Source organism: Microbacterium sp. NPDC087589 (genome assembly GCF_044743635.1).
GTDB lineage: Bacteria > Actinomycetota > Actinomycetes > Actinomycetales > Microbacteriaceae > Microbacterium.
The window spans coordinates 166,381-182,836 of the sequence record NZ_JBIUWV010000001.1; the positions used below are offsets into that span (position 1 = coordinate 166,381).

Genomic DNA, 16,456 nt, shown 5'->3' on the forward strand with positions numbered 1-16,456 from the left:
GTGGTTTACGCAGTAGTGCGCGCCGGTGGGCGGCAGGAGAAGGTCGAGGTCGGCACGATCGTTCAGCTCGACCGTGTCAAGGCTGCCCAGGGCGAGAAGATCGAGCTGGCCGCAGTGCTGCTCGTCGACGGCGCCTCGGTGACCACCGACGCTGACTCGCTGGCGAAGGTCAAGGTCACGGCAGAGGTCATCGGCAACCTCCGCGGCCCCAAGATCATCATCCAGAAGTACAAGAACAAGACCGGCTACAAGAAGCGCCAGGGCCACCGTCAGGAGCTCACGCGCGTCAAGATCACCGGCATCAAGTAAGACCGAGGAGACCAGGACATGGCACATAAAAAGGGCGCAAGCTCCACCCGCAACGGTCGTGACTCCAACGCTCAGCGACTTGGCGTCAAGCGCTTCGGTGGACAGCAGGTTCTCGCCGGCGAGATCATCGTCCGCCAGCGCGGCACGCACTTCCACCCCGGCGTGAACGTCGGCCGCGGTGGCGACGACACGCTGTTCGCTCTGGCCGCCGGTGCGGTGCAGTTCGGCGCGAAGGGCGGCCGCAAGGTCGTCAACATCGTCGCCGCTGCTGAGTGATCACAGCACGACAGTAGTCATGCGATTCGGGGCGGGCTTCGGCCCGTCCCGAATTTGCGTTCTCAGGCCGAGTTCGCATGTGCGGCCGGATGCCGGCCGAACAATCGGTTCCGGCCGATTTCTTTATTGAGGAGAGAGACATGGTCAGTTTCGTCGACACCGTGACGCTTCACCTGCGTGCGGGCAAGGGCGGCAACGGCTGTGTCTCGGTGCACCGCGAGAAGTTCAAGCCGCTCGGCGGCCCAGACGGCGGCAATGGGGGTGATGGCGGCGACATCGTGCTCGTCGCTGACACGCAGACGGGAACGCTTCTCTCGTACCACCACTCGCCTCACCGCAGCTCGGGCAACGGCGGACCCGGCATGGGCGACCACCGCGCAGGGTTCATGGGCGAGGACCTCGAGCTTCCCGTTCCCGTCGGCACCGTGGTCAGGAACTCGGCCGGCGAAGTCCTGATCGACATGATCGAGCCCGGCGAGCGATTCGTCGTAGCCAAGGGAGGGCATGGCGGACTCGGCAACGCCGCGCTGGCGACGCCGAAGCGCAAGGCGCCCGGATTCGCGCTTCTCGGCACCCCTGGCGACGAGGGCGATGTCGTCCTCGAACTCAAGACCGTCGCAGACGTGGCTCTGGTCGGCTATCCCTCTGCAGGCAAGTCCAGCCTGATCGGTGCGATCTCGGCAGCCCGCCCCAAGATCGCCGACTACCCGTTCACCACGCTCCACCCGAACCTCGGTGTCGTGCAGGCGGGAGAGTCGCGCTACACCGTCGCCGATGTGCCCGGACTCATCGAAGGGGCGAGTGAGGGGCGCGGTCTCGGACTCGAGTTCCTCCGTCACGTCGAACGCTGCACTGCTCTGCTGCACGTGCTCGACTGCGCGACACTCGAGCCCGGTCGCGATCCGATCTCCGACCTCGACGTCATCCTCGGCGAACTGGCCGCCTACGAGGTCCCCGAGGGGCAGACTCCTCTGCTCGAGCGTCCTCAGCTCATCGCCCTGAACAAGATCGATGTGCCGGAGGCTCGTGACCTCGCCGACCTCGTGCGCCCTGATCTCGAGGCTCGCGGGTTCCGTGTCTTCGACATCTCCACGATCTCGCACGAGGGTCTGCGCCCGCTGACCTACGCGCTCGGTGATATCGTCGACGCGCACCGCGCAGAGCTCGCAGCCACCGAGGTTCCCCGTGAGCGCGTCGTGCTTCGCCCGAGGGGCCCCAAGAAGGGCTTCGAGATCCGTGTCGAGGGCGGCAGTTACGGCAACATCTATCGCATCCTGGGCCAGAAGCCCGTGCGCTGGGTTCAGCAGACCGACTTCCAGAACGAGGAGGCTGTGGGCTATCTGGCCGACCGCCTCGAGAAGCTGGGCGTCGAAGACGAGCTGTTCCGCCTCGGTGCCGTGCAGGGGTCCACGGTCGTCATCGGCGAGGGCGAGAGCATCGTCTTCGACTGGGAGCCGACCATGACGTCTGCGGCCGAGCTCATGACAGCGCCCCGTGGCACCGATCCGCGCCTGGCGCCCAACGCCCGCCGCACCACCTCCGAGCGACGTGAGAACTACTACGAGCGCATGGATGCCAAGGCCGAGGCTCGCGCCGAGGTCGAGGCTCAGCGGCTCGCGGCCTACCGCGAGGACGGGGAGTGACCGCTCGCACGAGGGCGGATCTCGCCACAGCCTCACGGATCGTCGTCAAGGTCGGGTCCTCATCGATCAGTGGCGAGTCGTCATGGCGCATCCCGGCCCTCGTCGAGGCGCTGGCAGCGGCGCACGCGCGCGGTGCGGAGGTGATCCTGGTCTCGTCCGGAGCCATCGCCACAGGCATCCCGTTCCTGCGTCTCGACGCTCGGCCGACCGACCTGGCGACGCAGCAGGCTGCGGCCGCGGTCGGACAGAACATCCTGATCTACCGCTACCAGGAGTCACTGCGACTCTTCGACATCGTCGCAGGACAGGTGCTGCTCACGACGGGCGACCTCGAGAACCCGACGTCGCGGAGCAACGCACGCCGGGCCATGGAGCGACTTCTCGGTCTGCGCATCCTGCCGATCGTGAACGAGAACGACACAGTCGCGACCCAGGAGATCCGTTTCGGCGACAATGACCGCCTCGGGGCTCTCGTCGCGCAGCTGATCGAGGCCGACGCTCTGATCCTGCTCAGCGACATCGAGTCGCTCTACACCAAGCCCCCGTCTGACCCGACAGCCCAGCCCATCGACGTCGTCGCCCCCGACGCCGATCTGTCGGGACTCGAGTTCGGATCGACCGTCGTCAACAGCGTGGGCACCGGGGGAGCGGCGACCAAGGTCTCAGCCGCACGCCTGGCCGCCGCATCAGGGATCGGAGTGCTCGTGACGAGCGCCGACCTGGTCGACAAGGCCCTTGCCGGTGCTGACATAGGGACCTGGTTCGAACCCGCCCTCTCTTAGACTGGGCGGATGACCGACCAGACCCCCCAGGTGCGCCTGGAGCTCGCCAAAGAGGCGTCCCGCGCCACGGCCAGGCTGACCAGCGATGACAAGGCGCGCGCGCTCGAGGCCGTTGCGGTTGCCCTCGAGTCGAACGCCGCCGAGATCATCGAGGCCAATGGTCGCGACATCGAACGAGGTCGGTCCGACGGCATCGGCGAGTCGCTGATCGACAGGCTTCGCCTCGACGAGAAGCGCGTCGCGGCTCTCGCCGCAGCTGTCCGTCAGGTGGCGGCACTCCCTGACCCGGTCGGTCGCGTCGTCGGAGGCCACCGGATGCCGAACGGCGTGGCGCTCGAGCAGGTCCGGGTGCCCTTCGGTGTGGTCGGCGCGATCTACGAGGCGCGTCCGAACGTCACCGTCGACATCGCAGCGCTCGCGCTGCGCTCGGGTAATTCCGTGGTCCTGCGTGGCGGCAGCGCCGCACGGGAGTCGAACACGGTGCTCGTGGAGATCATGCGCGGGGCGCTGCAGGGCGCGGGCGTGACTCCTGACGCTGTGCAGACGGTCGACGACTTCGGCCGAGACGGCGCCACGGCGTTGATGCACGGTCGCGGATTCATCGACGTGCTCGTGCCGAGGGGCAGCGCGGGGCTGATCGAGACCGTCGTGACCGAGGCGACCGTCCCCGTGATCGAGACCGGTGCGGGCAACGTGCACATCGTGCTCGACGAGACCGCTCCTGACGACTGGGCGCAGGACATCGTGGTGAACGCGAAGGTGCAGCGCCCCAGCGTCTGCAACGCCGTCGAGACGGTGCTCGTGCTCCGTCAGGCTGCACCGCGGCTGGTTCCTCTCGTCGTCAGCGCGCTGCAGAGCGAAGGCGTGGCGATCCACGGTGATGACATGGTTGCGGGTCTCGTCTCGAACGTGATCCCGGCGACGGAGGAGGACTGGGCGACCGAGTATCTGAGCCTCGACATCGCGATCAAGGTCGTCGACACCCTCGACGACGCGCTCGACCACATCCGCCGTTACAGCACCGGTCATACAGAGTCGATCATCACCACCGACTCGCGCAACGCGGAGCGGTTCCTGGCCGAGGTCGACTCGGCGGTCGTGATGGTGAACGCCTCGACCCGGTTCACGGACGGAGGCGAGTTCGGGTTCGGTGCCGAGGTCGGCATCTCGACGCAGAAGCTGCACGCGCGGGGACCGATGGGGCTTTCCGAGCTGACCAGCACGAAATGGCTGGCGCGTGGGGCAGGGCAGACGCGCGGCTGAGGGCTAGACTAGGGGGCGCTGTGGCTCTCCGTGAGCCATGCCCGCCAGCCACGAAACGGAGTCAGGATGAACCTCGTCGCACAGATCGCGATGGTCGCTGCCGAAACCGAGCACCACGGCAATGTGCAGCAGGAGACGCTGATCTTCGGCGTGATCGCGATCATCGTCTTCGCCTTCCTCGGACTGGTCACACTGTCGTACAAGAACGTGGCCAACCGTCATTCCGCCAAGGCCGACGCCTGGGCTGCGAAGCACGGCAAGGACGGCCACGAGGCAGGGCACGGCCACTAGGCCCATATGAACGACACGACCTCGCGTCCGGCGCGCATCGGTGTGATGGGCGGTACCTTCGACCCCATCCACCACGGCCACCTGGTCGCCGCGAGCGAGGTCGCTCACTCCTTCGATCTCGACGAGGTCGTCTTCGTCCCCACCGGACACCCGTGGCAGAAGTCTGACGTCACCCCCAGCGAGCACCGCTACCTGATGACGGTGATCGCCACGGCATCCAACCCGCAGTTCACAGTGAGCAGGGTCGACATCGATCGTGAAGGGCCGACATACACGATCGACACCCTCCGCGACCTGAAGGAGAGGCGCCCCGACGCGGAGCTGTTCTTCATCACCGGTGCCGACGCCGTGGCGCAAATTCTCAGTTGGAGGGACCATGATGAACTGTGGGAGTTGGCCCACTTCGTCGCGGTCTCGCGTCCAGGACACGTTCTGAGCACTGACGGCCTCCCCAGCGACAATGTCAGCCAACTGGAGGTGCCGGCGCTGTCCATCTCGTCGACGGCCTGCCGTGCGCGGGTCCGTGACGACGAGCCGGTCTGGTACCTCGTCCCCGACGGAGTCGTTCAATACATCGCGAAGCATCATCTGTATCGGAGCAAGGCATGAGTACATCGGATCAGCAGGGTCACGGTCCGCTGACGCGAAAGCAGCTGCGTGAGATCCGGCTGACGGGTTCGACACCGGTCATCTCAGCGGAGGAGGCCGCGGCCGCGGCCGCCGTCCCTTCCCCTCCGGCGCCGTCGAAACCAGAGGTGCCCGAGTCGATCGAGGTCGAGCCCGCGCCGCACGCAGCGTCAGTCGCAGGCAAGACTGACGGGGAGACGTCCTCGGGGACCACGCGGCTCACGCGTCGACAGGTTCGCGAGCGCGAGCGCTCCGCGACGGGATCCGTTCCTGTCGAAGAGTCCGATGCGCCGGATGGAGCGGTTGCCGATGAGTCGGCCGAGGAGGTGCCGCGCGTCGAGCCCGCATCCGAGGCGAAGAGCAAGACTTCTGCATCCGCTGCATCCGCTGCATCCGCTGCATCCCCTGTGCCCGCCGACGATGACGTCGATGACACCGCAGAAGAGGGCCTTCCCGCTCCCGTCAGCGCCTCGACGCCTGTCGAAGCCTCGGGTGATGACGATGCGATCACTCCCGAAGAGACCGACACATCTGCCGCCGTGGCCGAGCTCGGCATCGAGGGAGAAAAGGCGGACGCGCACGACGACGTCCTGGCCGATGTCGCCGAGTCCGACGATGTCGACATCACCGAGGGGGAACGCCCCACGGTGAACTCCGCCTTCGGGCAGGATCTTCTCAGCGACGGCGCGGAGAACCGCAAGCCCTTCTCTCCGTCTTTCGACGAGCTCCTCAGCGTCGGCGACTCGACCGGATCGCAGCATCTCGCTCCGAACACGCTCATCTTCAACCCCTCCCCGGGAGACGGGTCGCTGTCGGGCCCGGTCGCCTCCACGGGGGAGATCCTTGTGACCGGCTCCTACGAACTGCCCATGGGCCTCGGTTCGCAGGGCCACGCGCACGGCACGACAGACGGCAAGGACGTGGATGCCGTGCTGATCGACGGCGAGCTGCCTCCGGCATCCTCGCCCACTCCGATCGCCGCCAGCGCGGCCGTCAGCACCATCAAGCCCGCCGGTGAGGTCATCCGCCCGCCCGCCCCCGAAAAGGGCAACAAACTCATGCTCATCCTCGCGATCGTGGCGGGTGGTCTTGCGCTCGCGCTGGGCGTTTCCCTGATCGTCGCCTTCAACTCGAATGTGTTCTGATGCAGTCACCTGAAACCGCCGAAGAGATGCTCCAGCTCGCGGCAGACGCCGCCGTCTCGAAGGGCGGTGAAGATCTCGTAGCCCTCAACGTCTCCGAGCCTCTGCCGCTCGTCGACATCTTCCTGCTCGTCACCGGAAACAGCGAGCGCAACGTCGCCGCCATCGCCGATGAGATCGAAGACAAACTCATCGAAGCAGGCCACAAGCGGGTTCGCCGTGAGGGTCGTGCGGAGGCCCGCTGGGTGCTCCTCGACTTCGGCGACCTGATCGTGCACGTCTTCCACCAGGAGGAGCGGGTCTACTACGGCCTCGAGCGCCTGTGGAAGGACTGCCCTGTGGTGCCGTTCGAGCTCGCCGAATCCGCCGCAGCGGACCGCGACTGACGTGAGAGTCCACCTGATCACCGGTGCCGGGTCCGGCATCGGCTCCGTCGTCGCGCGCCGACTGCTCGACCGGGGTGATCAGGTCGTCCTGCTGGCCCGCGATGCGGGGCGCGCGAAGGAGATCACCGCGGCGCTTCCTGGCGCATCGGCGGTCGTCGGTGACCTCGCGCAGCCGGGAAGACTGTCGTGGGCGCTGTCGAAGCAGGCGCTTCCTGAGCGTATCGACTCGCTGATTCATGCAGCCGGTGTCGTCGACCTCGGGCCGGTCGCCGACCTCGCAGCGAACCTGTGGGAGCGTCAGCTCGCCGTGAACCTCGTGGGGCCCGCAGAGCTGACACGTCTGCTGCTGCCGCTGCTGCGCGTCTCCGGCGCTCGGGTGGTGTTCGTCAACTCCGGCGCAGGGCTTCACGCGCACGCAGGCTGGTCTGCGTACGCCGCGTCGAAGCACGGGCTCAAGGCTCTCGCCGACTCGTTGCGCGCCGAGGAGGCCGAGCACGGGGTGCGGGTGACCTCGATCTACCCTGGTCGCACTGCGACGCCCATGCAGGAGCGTGTGCATCAGCAGGAGGGGCGCGACTACGATCCGGAGCGCTTCATCACTGCCGATTCGGTCGCGACGACGATCCTCACCGCACTCGACCTGCCGGACGATGCCGCTCTCACTGACCTGACGATCCGTCCGCGCGGCTGATTCCTTTCCTGCAGTCTCTCTCTCACCTGTCAAGCCCCTGTGGGCTCGGGGCGGCGACGTGGATGATGTGCAGTGGGGGAGAGAGTCGTGGAGGGAATCACATGTCCGGAGATCCAGATCCTAGATACGTGCTGCATCGCGTCACGCCGTCTGAGTGGGTGATCAACGACCGGCGGTACGAGTCGCACGATGCTCGTCACGTGGTGGCCTGCATCTACGAATACGCAGACACCGAGGTCGAGGTCGTGTGGCTGCGCGATCTGCCTCTGGCAGTGCGATACGCCACCCCCGCCGAGGTCCTTGAAGAGGTCACACGGGTGCAGGATTCGAGCCGGGCGACGAGGCCCATCGCGATCCCACACCTTCCTCCGCTCTACTCGGCCTGAACAGACTGCGCGGCAGGACCCGGGGAGGGACCTGCCGCGCACTTCTTCGCCGGGGCGGGGACTCAGGAGTCTTCGTCCACCGGCCGCTCCGCTGCCAAGCGGTCGGCAGCAGCACCGTCGACCTGGTCGGCGTCGGCATCCGTGTCGAGTACGGGCTCGCCGTCGACCTCGCGGTGCGGGACGCCGTCGATCTCTGGGTCGTCGTCCGGGCGCGGAACGAGCGGCGGTATCGGGTTGTTGGTCATCGTTGACTCCTCTCGTGAGATGTGAGCGCCACGCTAGGCCGGACAGTCACTGGAGGGGAGCGGGTTGACCGTGGCGTCCCGGCAGGGTAGCGATGTCGCCACCAGATCGGGTCAGGGTGAGGCGGCGCTCAGTCGGACATGCCCCATCCAGTCGCGTCCCGAGACCGTCAACTGCGGGAATTGTCGGATGTAGTGCTCGGCTACGATCATGTTCTGCGCCCGGATGTCGAGATCGCGGTCACCGAGGCTTTCCAGCCACGACGCTGCTTTCTGGCGGAGAGACGGCGCGCTGGTCGCCGAGAAGACACGGGCATGATTGGCGAGTGACACCCGGTCTCGAGTCTTGAAGACCACGTCGAGGCACGCGTCGCGGGTGGGTGGGAGCAACACCAGGCGGTTCGGGTCGATCAGGCGCCAGAGCGTGTGCCCCGCGACGACTATCGCCGCTCCCCCTAGGAGAGCGAAGACAAACGCACCGAGCCACATTGCGAGGTCGACGTAGCCGAAGAGCAGGAAGGCGATCACCTCGAGCAGCAGAAGTCCGAACGCCGCGAGTGTCAGCCATCGCCAGGCCGGGAACCGCCACATCGCGATGGCGATCGAGCAGAGGCCGATCACGAAGACGGGCCAGGCATCTCGGGCGGTCGCGTCGACGCAGTCCTGCGGTCGGGATGCAGGAAGCCGTCTCACGTCATGACTCCAGAGGCGGTCGAGGGGCGCGCCGCCTGCTCTGCTCGAGGCGAGTCGCCTCTCACACGGTCTCCGGCCGCTTCTTGCGGAACGGCTTCGCGGGCGTGTGAGGGCCATCCCACACGGTGATGATGCCCCACGCGACGGCGGCGATGGGTACCGAGAGGACAGCGCCGACGATCCCACCCAGGATCGTCCCCGTGGTCAAGGCGAGCAGGATCACGAGGGCGTGCAGCTTGAGCGAGCGAGCCATCACGACCGGTTGCAGGAAGTTTCCCTCGAGTTGGTTGACGAGCACCACGATGCCGACCACGATGAGCGCGGCGACCGGCCCGTGCGTGACGAGTGCCACGAGTGCCGCGAGGATCCCTGCCGCGGTCGCGCCGACGAGCGGGATGAAGGCCGTGAGGAAGACGATCACGGCAAGGGGCAGGGCGAGCGGGATCTGCAGGATCGCCAGGCCTATGCCGATGCCGAGGGCGTCGGCGGCTGCGACGATCGAGGTTCCTCGGATGTAGCCACCGAACACGTCAACCGTCTTGTCTCCGATGCGGCGGGCGCGCTCGTAGCTGGTGCCGGCGAAGGGACGGAGCAGGAACTCCCAGATGCGCGGACCGTCCTTGAGGAAGAAGAACAGCACGACGATCATCAGTGCGAGGCCCGTGAAGAAGCTCGCGGTCGCCGAGACGCCGGCCAGGGCTCCGCGTCCGAACGACGCGCTCGTCAGGAAGTCCCCGACGCCGGCCCACACCTCATCGAGGTCGAACGATGCGAAGTCGAACGGCAGGGTGTCGAGCCACGCCGTCACCTGCGTGATGCCGTCGGTGGCCGAGTCGATGAGATCGTCCCACTGCGAGCGGACCGTGAGCACGATCACCCAGACGATGCCGCCGAGAATCGCGAGGATTCCGATCAGCGCGATCCACGTCGCGAGGATCGACGGCACACCGCGGCGGCGCATGAAGGCGACGAGCGGGTGGATGGCTGAGGCGAGGATCAGCGCGATCGTCACCGGGATGAACACGAGCGAGAGCTGCGTGATCACCAGGACGCCGATCGCGACCAGCGCGAGCACCGACAGCGTCTGCAGGCTCCGGGTGGCGGCGAGTCCGAAGCCGCGCGACCAGAGGCCTGGTCCAGGGGTCGGGCGTGCGCCGTCTGCCGGCGGGGCTGACGTGGTCTCCGGTCGTCGGAACAGTCCCAGCACGTGCATCCTCCACCTCGTCGAAGACCGCCTCACTGACGAGGACGGCCTGGCCTTTCTATCCGGCAAACCAGACGATGGCAAGTCCCTGGCGCTCCGCCGCGCGGCCACTTGTGACTGATGGCCGTGGCCAGCGTGTCCGGATGAGCCCGGAGACGAGAAGAAGGCCCCGCGATCTCTCGCGGGGCCTTCGGTGAGTGGACCTGGGGGGACTCGAACCCCCGACCCCCTGCATGCCATGCAGGTGCGCTACCAGCTGCGCCACAGGCCCAGAACTGCTTCCTCACTGCTCGAAGCAACTTGAACAGAGTACTACACGGATCGCGCGCAGCACCAATCGACGAGGGGCTCCCGGGCGCGTCGCGTTAGGCTCGACGGCATGACGACGATCAACCCGATCACGCAGGCCGACTTCGATGAATGGGCGGCTCTGTGGCGCGGATATCTGACGTTCTACGGCACCCAGCTCTCGGACGAGATCACGGCCGAGACGTTCCGGCGGCTCGTCGAGGACACGGAGCTGCACGGCGTCGTCGCTCGTGACGATGACGGACGCGCGATCGGCATCGTGCATTGGCTCACACACCCGGCGACGTGGAGCAGGTCTGCCTACTGCTACCTCGAAGACCTCTACGTCGATGCCGAGTCGCGTGGCTCCGGAACAGGCAGGCGCTTGATCGCGCACGTGCGGGAGTGGGCCGCGGAGCGCGGATGCCAGAAGGTCTATTGGCTGACCCAGGAGACCAACATGACGGCCCGCGCGCTCTACGACAGCGTGGCGACGCACACCGGGTACACCCACTACCAGATCGCGCTCTGAGCCCCGCGGAACAACGGCACGATCTCGGGTGTTGTCACCACCGTGAGCATCCTGGACAGTGTCGTGATCGGCGCCGGTCAGGCCGGTCTGTCGGCCTCCTTCCACCTGACCCGCCTGGGTATCTCCCACGTGGTGCTCGACTCGGATTCCGAGCCAGGGGGCGCATGGCGGCACCGGTGGAACGCGTTGACCATGCGCGACGTGCACGGAGTGGCCGAGCTGCCGGGCGAGTCACCCCCTGCGCGTGACGGCCAGCGGGCCAATACGGCTGTGCCGGCATACTTCGCCGCCTACGAGCGTGCTCATGATCTGCCGGTGGTCCGCCCGGTCCGTGTCGACCGGGTGGTCGACGACGACGGGATCCTGGTCGTCCATGCGGGGGAGCGGCAGTGGCGCACTCGCACCCTCGTCAACGCCACCGGCACGTGGACGCATCCGTTTCTGCCGCACTATCCGGGCATGGAGACGTTCCTCGGCGAGCAGCTGCACACGGTCGACTACCCGGGACCGGAGCACTTCGCGGGCAAGCGCGTCCTCGTCGTCGGCGGCGGTGCGTCGGCCGTCCAGTTCCTCGGAGCCCTCGCGCCCCTCACCGACACCCTCTGGGTCACGCGTCGCGAGCCGGTGTGGCGCAGCGACGACTTCACTCCCGAAGCCGGGGCGGCGGCCGTCGCTCTCGTCGAGCAGCGTGTCGCACACGGGCTGCCGCCGCAGAGCGTCGTGAGTGTGACAGGGCTCATGCTGCGGCCGCAGGAGCGCGAGGCGGAGCGTCTCGGGGCGTACGCCGCTCGCCGCTCGATGTTCGCTCGCATCGAGCCGGACGGCGTGCGCTGGGCCGACGGCGCATTCGAGCGCGTCGACGTGATCCTGTGGGCGACAGGATTCCGCCCTGCGATCGCCCACCTCGCCCCGCTGCATCTGCGCAGTGCCGCCGGCGGGATCCAGCTCGATCGCGAAGGCCGCGGCACGACCGCGGTGCTGGATCCGCGGATCCAGCTCGTCGGCTATGGACCGTCGGCGAGCACGATCGGCGCGAACAGGGCGGGGCGCTCGGCCGCGAAGGGCGTTCAGCGAGCTCTGGCGAGAGAATCCCTGCGCACGTCGTAGAGAGCGGATCGGACTCGCGCGGGTGTGACATCGAGGCAGCAGGCTTTCGTGGTCGACAGCTCGCAGGGTCCGCGCCGTCTTTGTGCCGGGCCCGATGTCGGCTCAGGCGCGTAGGGTGAAGACATGTCGCGAATCATCGTCTTCGGCGGCCACGGCCGCATCGCACTTCTGCTCGCTCCTCTCCTCGTCGCCCGCGGCGACGAGGTGACCTCGGTCGTCCGTAATCCCGACCATGTCTCAGAGGTCGAAGCGACAGGGGCGCACGCGCTCGTCGCCGACGTCGAGACGCTCGACACCGACGCGCTCGCGGAGATCATCGGCGGACACGACGCTGTGGTCTGGTCGGCGGGGGCCGGTGGCGGCTCTCCTGAGCGCACCTATGCCGTCGACCGTGACGCTGCGATCCGCACCATGGACGCCGCTGAGATCGCCGGTGTGAAGCGGTACGTCATGGTCTCCTGGATCGGCTCGAAGGCCGACCACGGAGTGCCTGAAAGCGACGGCTTCTTCGCCTACGCCGATGCGAAGTGGGCGGCAGACGAGCACCTGCGATCGACAGATCTCGACGGCACGATCCTCGGCCCGGGCGCGCTCACGTTCGATGAGCCCACGGGTCGTATCGTCCTCGATCCCGAGGGCAAGGGAGAGGTCTCCCGCGCGGATGTGGCAGCCGTGATCGCCGAGGCCGTCGGCAGCCCGTCGACCTTCGGCCGCACCATCAGATTCGGAAACGGCACGGACGACTCGGCGGTGTCCATCGTCGACGCCCTCAGCGCCTGACCTCATGCTGCGGCGTCGCTTCGGGGCAGTCGGGGCGGCCGTGATCGTCGCCTTCGCCCTGGCGTCCGCGCCGGCCTCTGCCGCGGCGCACGGCTCAACGCGAGTCGGCGAGGCGCGGTCGGACGTCCTCTCCGTCGAATCCGACGAACGCGCAGCGGATCTCGTCGCTGACATGACGACGGCCGAACAGGCAGCGAGCGTCGTCATGGGGCACATCCCCACGACGGATGCCGCAGCTCTCCACGCATACATGCAGCAGGGTCTCGGCGGATTCATCCTGATGGGGGCGAACATCCCCGCGACGGATGACGAGCTGCAGACTCTCACTGCGGCGCTCCTGGCTGATCCTGCACTGCCTCCGCTCATCGCGATCGACCAGGAGGGCGGGCTCGTGTCGCGCCTCGACAGAGACGAGTTCCCCGCCTCGACCAGCCTCAAATCGCTGCCGGCCGCCGACTCGGCGGCGGCCTTCTCGGCCAGAGCCGCGTTGGTCGCGCGGGCCGGGATCAACGTGAACTTCGGCACGGTCGCAGATGTCACATCCGACTCATCGTCGTTTATCTACGGCCGGGCGCTCGGAACCGATCCTCAATCGGCGGCAGAGCGAGTCGTGGCGGCCACGACGGCGCAGGAGCAGGTCGTCGCGTCGACGCTGAAGCACTTCCCCGGTCATGGAGCGGCGCCCGGCGACTCCCATCACGCGATCCCGACGACCGGCGAGACCATCGACGAATGGCGTGCGACCGATGCGGTGCCGTTCGTCGCCGGTGTGGAAGCCGGAGCCTCGCTGCTCATGTTCGGTCATCTGGCCTACACCGCGGTGGACACGGCTCCCGCGTCTCTCTCGCCGCGCTGGCACGAGATCGCCCGGGAGGAACTGGGTTTCGACGGGGTGATCGTGACCGATGACCTCGGGATGCTGCAGTCCTCGGGGATTCCGGAGTACGCCGACCCTGTGCGCAACGCGGTGTCGGCGGTCGTCGCCGGAAGCGATCTCGTGCTCATGATCGCGGGCTCGACGCCCGACACCGCCGGCCAGATCGTGCAGGGGCTCACGGCGGCGGTCGACGCAGGCACCCTCCCCGTCGACCGTCTCACCGAGGCGGCGACACGTGTGATGTCGTTGCGCCTGCAGTCGACGTCGGCGACCGCGGACTGGGCGCTGTGCCCGGAATGCGAGCCGGTGGATTGACGGGTCAGCTCGCGACTGCGGCGGGCTGCACCGAGCCGAGCCACGCCTGCAGCAGCTCGCCGCGAAGCCGAGCGCCTCGCTCGGCGAAGACGCGTTGCTGACGCACGTACTCCGCTTTGCCCTCGGGGGTCTCGATCGGCACGGGCACGATGCCCCACGGTGCCAGGTCGTAGGGTGCGGCCTGCATGTCGAGAAGACGGATGTCCCTGGCGAGCTCGAACGCGTCGAGCAGCAGTTCGCCGGGCACCAGGGGACCGAGCTTGACCGCCCACCTGTAGAGGTCCATGCCGGCATGCAGACACCCGGGCTGCTCGAACAGAGGCTGGTCGTCACGCGTCAGCTCTGTGCGGTTGCGAGGCACCGCTTCGGGGGTGAAGAACCGAAACGCATCGAAGTGCGTGCATCTCAGGTCATGACTCTCGACGATCAGATCGGTGCCCGCCTGCCCGAGACGCAGGGGCACCGGGTGCCTGTGCTCGTCAGCTCGGTAGACCATCGCCCACTCGTGCAGTCCGAAGCATCCGAACTGACCGGGGCGCGAAGCGGTGCGGCGCAGCATCCGCTCGATGAGGCCCGCGAGGTCCGCCTTCTCGTGTGCGAACACGTCGGCATCCGGGACCGCACCGTCATCGGTGCCACCGGGCGAGTACCAGCGCCACGTCAGCCGCTCGGGGGCCTGCTGCAGCTCGACTCCGGCACCCGGGTGCCACCGACGCAACTGCGCGGGCTTGTAGCTGTAGTAGGTGAAGAGAAAGTCCCACACGGGGTGCTTCTCGCCTCGCGCGGCCCGCCCCCTGTGGTCGGCCGTGAGCGCCTCGGCCCTCGCCTGGTGCGCTCGCTCGCGCTCCAGCCAGTCCGTCCGTGGAAGCGACGTGCTCATGTCAGTGCAGGATGCCGGCTTTGCCGAGCAGGTCACGGAGTCCCGCGCCGTCCTCGGCGCTGACCCACGGGGCGACGCCTTCGGCATGCTTCTCGTGACCCGCGCGCCCACCGGCGAGAACCGCTTCGGCCGGCAGCAGTCGACGGATGGCGACGCCGGCGACGGAGCTCGGGTGCTCGTCCATGAACTCGGAGTAGATCGACTCGTCGTGCTGACCGTCGTCACCGATCAGCAGCCACTTCACGTGCGGGAACTCGGTCGCCAGGCGCCGCAGATTGGTGAGCTTGTGCTCGCGCCCGCTGCGGAACCAGCGGTCATGCGTGGGGCCCCAGTCGGTGAGGAGCATGGAGCCTGCCGGGAAGAGGTGTCGTCCGAGGAAGCGACGCAGCGTGGGGGCGACGTTCCAGGCACCGGTCGACAGATAGACCATCGGCGCGCCGGGGTGCTCGCGGAGCACCTGATCGAGAAGCACAGCCATGCCCGGCACGGGGATGCGCGCGTGTTCGTCGACGACGAACGAGTTCCAGGCGGCGATGAACGGACGGGGGAGGGCAGTCACCATCACGGTGTCGTCGACGTCGGAGACCACGCCGAAGTGCGTCGACTCTGCCACGATGAACGCGGTCGTCTCGACCGGGTCCTGGCCCTCCACGGAGAACGTGAACGGCTGCCACCCGGGCTCGAGATCGGTGTGCACGACCGAGTCGATGACACCTCCGCGGTCGGCGACGACGTAGTGAGTAGAGCCGCCGATCTGCACGGCGACCTTCGCGAAGCTCACCGGGATGCCGACGAAGCTCCGCCAGCCGCGGACGCTCGCAGGCTCGCCGTCTTTCGTGCTCCGCGCAGGCGGCACGATGAGTACGCGTCCGACGACTCGCACCCACCCGGGGCCCCCGTAGCCGGGGAACGGGAGGATGGTCGCGGTGCGACCGCGACGGCGCGCTCGTCCCTCGCGCCACACGTGGAGGCGGTGTTCGAGGCGCGCGAACCAATGGATGCGGGGCGCCGGGGGTGACGAAGCCATTGCTTCAGTCTTTCACGTCGGTCGAGTCCTTCGCGTCGGAGATGTCGAGATGACGGGACTCGAGTCGCGAGATCACCTTCTTGCCGACGAACACGGCGATGAGGAAGAGGGCGATGATGCCGACGAAGATGTATCCCGCGTAGTGCACGCGGTCGGCGAGTTCATCGAAGCTGCCGGCGGCGAGCGATGTGATGCTCACGTAGGCCGTCGCCCAGAGCAGGCAGGCGGGTGCCGTCCATGCGAGGAACCTGCGGTACGAATAGTGACTCATGCCCACGGTCAGAGGCACGAGCGAGTGCAGCACGGGCAGGAAGCGCGAGAGGAAGATCGCGATACCGCCGCGGCGGGCGAGATACCGCTCGGCGCGGACCCAGTTCTCTTCGCCGACCCGACGACCGACCCAGGAAGCGCGGATGTGGGGACCGATCCACCGTCCGAGCCAGAAGCCGATGCTCTCGCCGACCAACGCGCCGAGCACGACGGAGACGACCATCGCCACTGCCTGAGGGAGGCTGGTGATGCCGATGGATGCGACGAGCACCACCGTATCGCCGGGGAAGATGAGGCCGATCAGCACGCTGGTCTCGAGCATCACTGCGAGCCCGGCGACGAGCGTGCGGGCGACCGGATCGATGGACCGCATGAAGTCGATCAGCCACGGCACGAAGTCGTCCACCCCTTGAGAATACGGGACTGCTCGCGGCCTAGGCTGAGA

At 67.6% G+C, this 16,456-nt stretch carries 21 protein-coding genes and 1 tRNA gene; 15 read left to right on the top strand and 7 right to left on the bottom strand.

All coding sequences use genetic code 11. The features are described 5' to 3' along the window. From rplU to ACIOU8_RS00870, 11 genes are all read left to right on the top strand, one after another. Positions 1-309 carry a 50S ribosomal protein L21 gene (rplU, locus tag ACIOU8_RS00820; RefSeq protein WP_072591411.1) on the top strand — a complete coding sequence of 103 codons (309 nt, stop codon included), beginning with the start codon at positions 1-3 and terminating at the stop codon, positions 307-309. An 18-nt stretch (positions 310-327) separates the two neighbouring features. Then, positions 328-585, top strand: a complete 258-nt coding sequence (rpmA, locus tag ACIOU8_RS00825; protein ID WP_028501603.1) for a 50S ribosomal protein L27 — start codon at positions 328-330, stop codon at positions 583-585. Positions 586-725: 140 nt separating this feature from the next. After that, positions 726-2,228, top strand: a complete 1,503-nt coding sequence (obgE, locus tag ACIOU8_RS00830) for a GTPase ObgE (protein WP_400784927.1) — start codon at positions 726-728, stop codon at positions 2,226-2,228. Further along, positions 2,225-3,010, top strand: coding sequence for a glutamate 5-kinase (gene proB, locus ACIOU8_RS00835; RefSeq protein WP_400784928.1), 786 nt, complete (start codon positions 2,225-2,227; stop codon positions 3,008-3,010). Before obgE ends, proB begins: the two co-directional genes overlap by 4 nt. Before the next feature lie 9 nt (positions 3,011-3,019). Continuing rightward, positions 3,020-4,273, top strand: coding sequence for a glutamate-5-semialdehyde dehydrogenase (locus tag ACIOU8_RS00840; protein ID WP_400784929.1), 1,254 nt, complete (start codon positions 3,020-3,022; stop codon positions 4,271-4,273). Positions 4,274-4,339: 66 nt separating this feature from the next. Then, positions 4,340-4,564: a hypothetical protein gene (locus ACIOU8_RS00845; protein ID WP_290163561.1), complete on the top strand. Its 225-nt coding sequence runs from the start codon at positions 4,340-4,342 to the stop codon at positions 4,562-4,564. A gap of 6 nt (positions 4,565-4,570) precedes the next feature. Further along, a complete protein-coding gene (gene nadD, locus ACIOU8_RS00850) occupies positions 4,571-5,173 on the top strand; it encodes a nicotinate-nucleotide adenylyltransferase (RefSeq protein WP_400784930.1) in 603 nt (200 codons plus the stop codon). Further along, positions 5,170-6,336, top strand: coding sequence for a hypothetical protein (locus ACIOU8_RS00855; RefSeq protein ID WP_400784931.1), 1,167 nt, complete (start codon positions 5,170-5,172; stop codon positions 6,334-6,336). The genes nadD and ACIOU8_RS00855 overlap by 4 nt, the downstream gene beginning before the upstream one ends. Further along, positions 6,336-6,719 carry a ribosome silencing factor gene (rsfS, locus tag ACIOU8_RS00860; RefSeq protein ID WP_400784932.1) on the top strand — a complete coding sequence of 128 codons (384 nt, stop codon included), beginning with the start codon at positions 6,336-6,338 and terminating at the stop codon, positions 6,717-6,719. The genes ACIOU8_RS00855 and rsfS overlap by 1 nt, the downstream gene beginning before the upstream one ends. A 1-nt stretch (position 6,720) precedes the next feature. Then, entirely contained in the window at positions 6,721-7,410 is a 690-nt protein-coding gene (locus ACIOU8_RS00865) for an SDR family oxidoreductase (protein ID WP_400784933.1), read from the top strand. A gap of 101 nt (positions 7,411-7,511) precedes the next feature. Beyond that, positions 7,512-7,796 (top strand): hypothetical protein, encoded by a 285-nt coding sequence (locus ACIOU8_RS00870; RefSeq protein ID WP_400784934.1) that lies wholly within the window; start codon positions 7,512-7,514, stop codon positions 7,794-7,796. A 62-nt stretch (positions 7,797-7,858) separates the two neighbouring features. Here the strand turns inward: ACIOU8_RS00870 and ACIOU8_RS00875 are convergent, their stop codons facing one another. The 4 genes from ACIOU8_RS00875 to ACIOU8_RS00890 form a co-directional block, all read right to left on the bottom strand. Further along, entirely contained in the window at positions 7,859-8,041 is a 183-nt protein-coding gene (locus tag ACIOU8_RS00875; protein WP_140037359.1) for a hypothetical protein, read from the bottom strand. Positions 8,042-8,152: 111 nt separating this feature from the next. Beyond that, on the bottom strand, positions 8,153-8,731 hold the full coding sequence (locus ACIOU8_RS00880) for a hypothetical protein (protein WP_400784935.1): 579 nt from the start codon (positions 8,729-8,731) through the stop codon (positions 8,153-8,155). 61 nt (positions 8,732-8,792) lie between these two features. Next, a complete protein-coding gene (locus ACIOU8_RS00885) occupies positions 8,793-9,935 on the bottom strand; it encodes an AI-2E family transporter (RefSeq protein ID WP_400786826.1) in 1,143 nt (380 codons plus the stop codon). A gap of 198 nt (positions 9,936-10,133) precedes the next feature. After that, positions 10,134-10,206 (bottom strand) — tRNA-Ala (locus ACIOU8_RS00890). A gap of 108 nt (positions 10,207-10,314) precedes the next feature. On the opposite strand from ACIOU8_RS00890, the gene ACIOU8_RS00895 reads away from it, so the two are divergent. The 4 genes from ACIOU8_RS00895 to ACIOU8_RS00910 all read left to right on the top strand — a co-directional run bounded on the left by ACIOU8_RS00895 (position 10,315) and on the right by ACIOU8_RS00910 (position 13,834). After that, positions 10,315-10,755, top strand: a complete 441-nt coding sequence (locus tag ACIOU8_RS00895) for a GNAT family N-acetyltransferase (RefSeq protein WP_400784936.1) — start codon at positions 10,315-10,317, stop codon at positions 10,753-10,755. Positions 10,756-10,797: 42 nt separating this feature from the next. Beyond that, on the top strand, positions 10,798-11,862 hold the full coding sequence (locus tag ACIOU8_RS00900; RefSeq protein ID WP_400784937.1) for an NAD(P)-binding domain-containing protein: 1,065 nt from the start codon (positions 10,798-10,800) through the stop codon (positions 11,860-11,862). A 123-nt stretch (positions 11,863-11,985) separates the two neighbouring features. After that, the gene (locus ACIOU8_RS00905) at positions 11,986-12,642 is read left to right on the top strand and encodes an SDR family oxidoreductase (RefSeq protein WP_400784938.1); all 657 of its coding nucleotides are present in this window, start codon (positions 11,986-11,988) and stop codon (positions 12,640-12,642) included. 4 nt (positions 12,643-12,646) lie between these two features. Beyond that, positions 12,647-13,834, top strand: coding sequence for a glycoside hydrolase family 3 N-terminal domain-containing protein (locus tag ACIOU8_RS00910; protein WP_400784939.1), 1,188 nt, complete (start codon positions 12,647-12,649; stop codon positions 13,832-13,834). A 4-nt stretch (positions 13,835-13,838) separates the two neighbouring features. Here the strand turns inward: ACIOU8_RS00910 and ACIOU8_RS00915 are convergent, their stop codons facing one another. The 3 genes from ACIOU8_RS00915 to ACIOU8_RS00925 are packed head-to-tail and all read right to left on the bottom strand — an operon-like array spanning position 13,839 to position 16,417. After that, positions 13,839-14,714 carry a 3-methyladenine DNA glycosylase gene (locus ACIOU8_RS00915; protein ID WP_400784940.1) on the bottom strand — a complete coding sequence of 292 codons (876 nt, stop codon included), beginning with the start codon at positions 14,712-14,714 and terminating at the stop codon, positions 13,839-13,841. Position 14,715: 1 nt separating this feature from the next. Beyond that, positions 14,716-15,741 (bottom strand): App1 family protein, encoded by a 1,026-nt coding sequence (locus ACIOU8_RS00920; RefSeq protein WP_400784941.1) that lies wholly within the window; start codon positions 15,739-15,741, stop codon positions 14,716-14,718. Between the two features lie 4 nt (positions 15,742-15,745). Continuing rightward, positions 15,746-16,417 (bottom strand): DedA family protein, encoded by a 672-nt coding sequence (locus tag ACIOU8_RS00925; RefSeq protein ID WP_400784942.1) that lies wholly within the window; start codon positions 16,415-16,417, stop codon positions 15,746-15,748. Positions 16,418-16,456 lie beyond the last annotated feature (39 nt).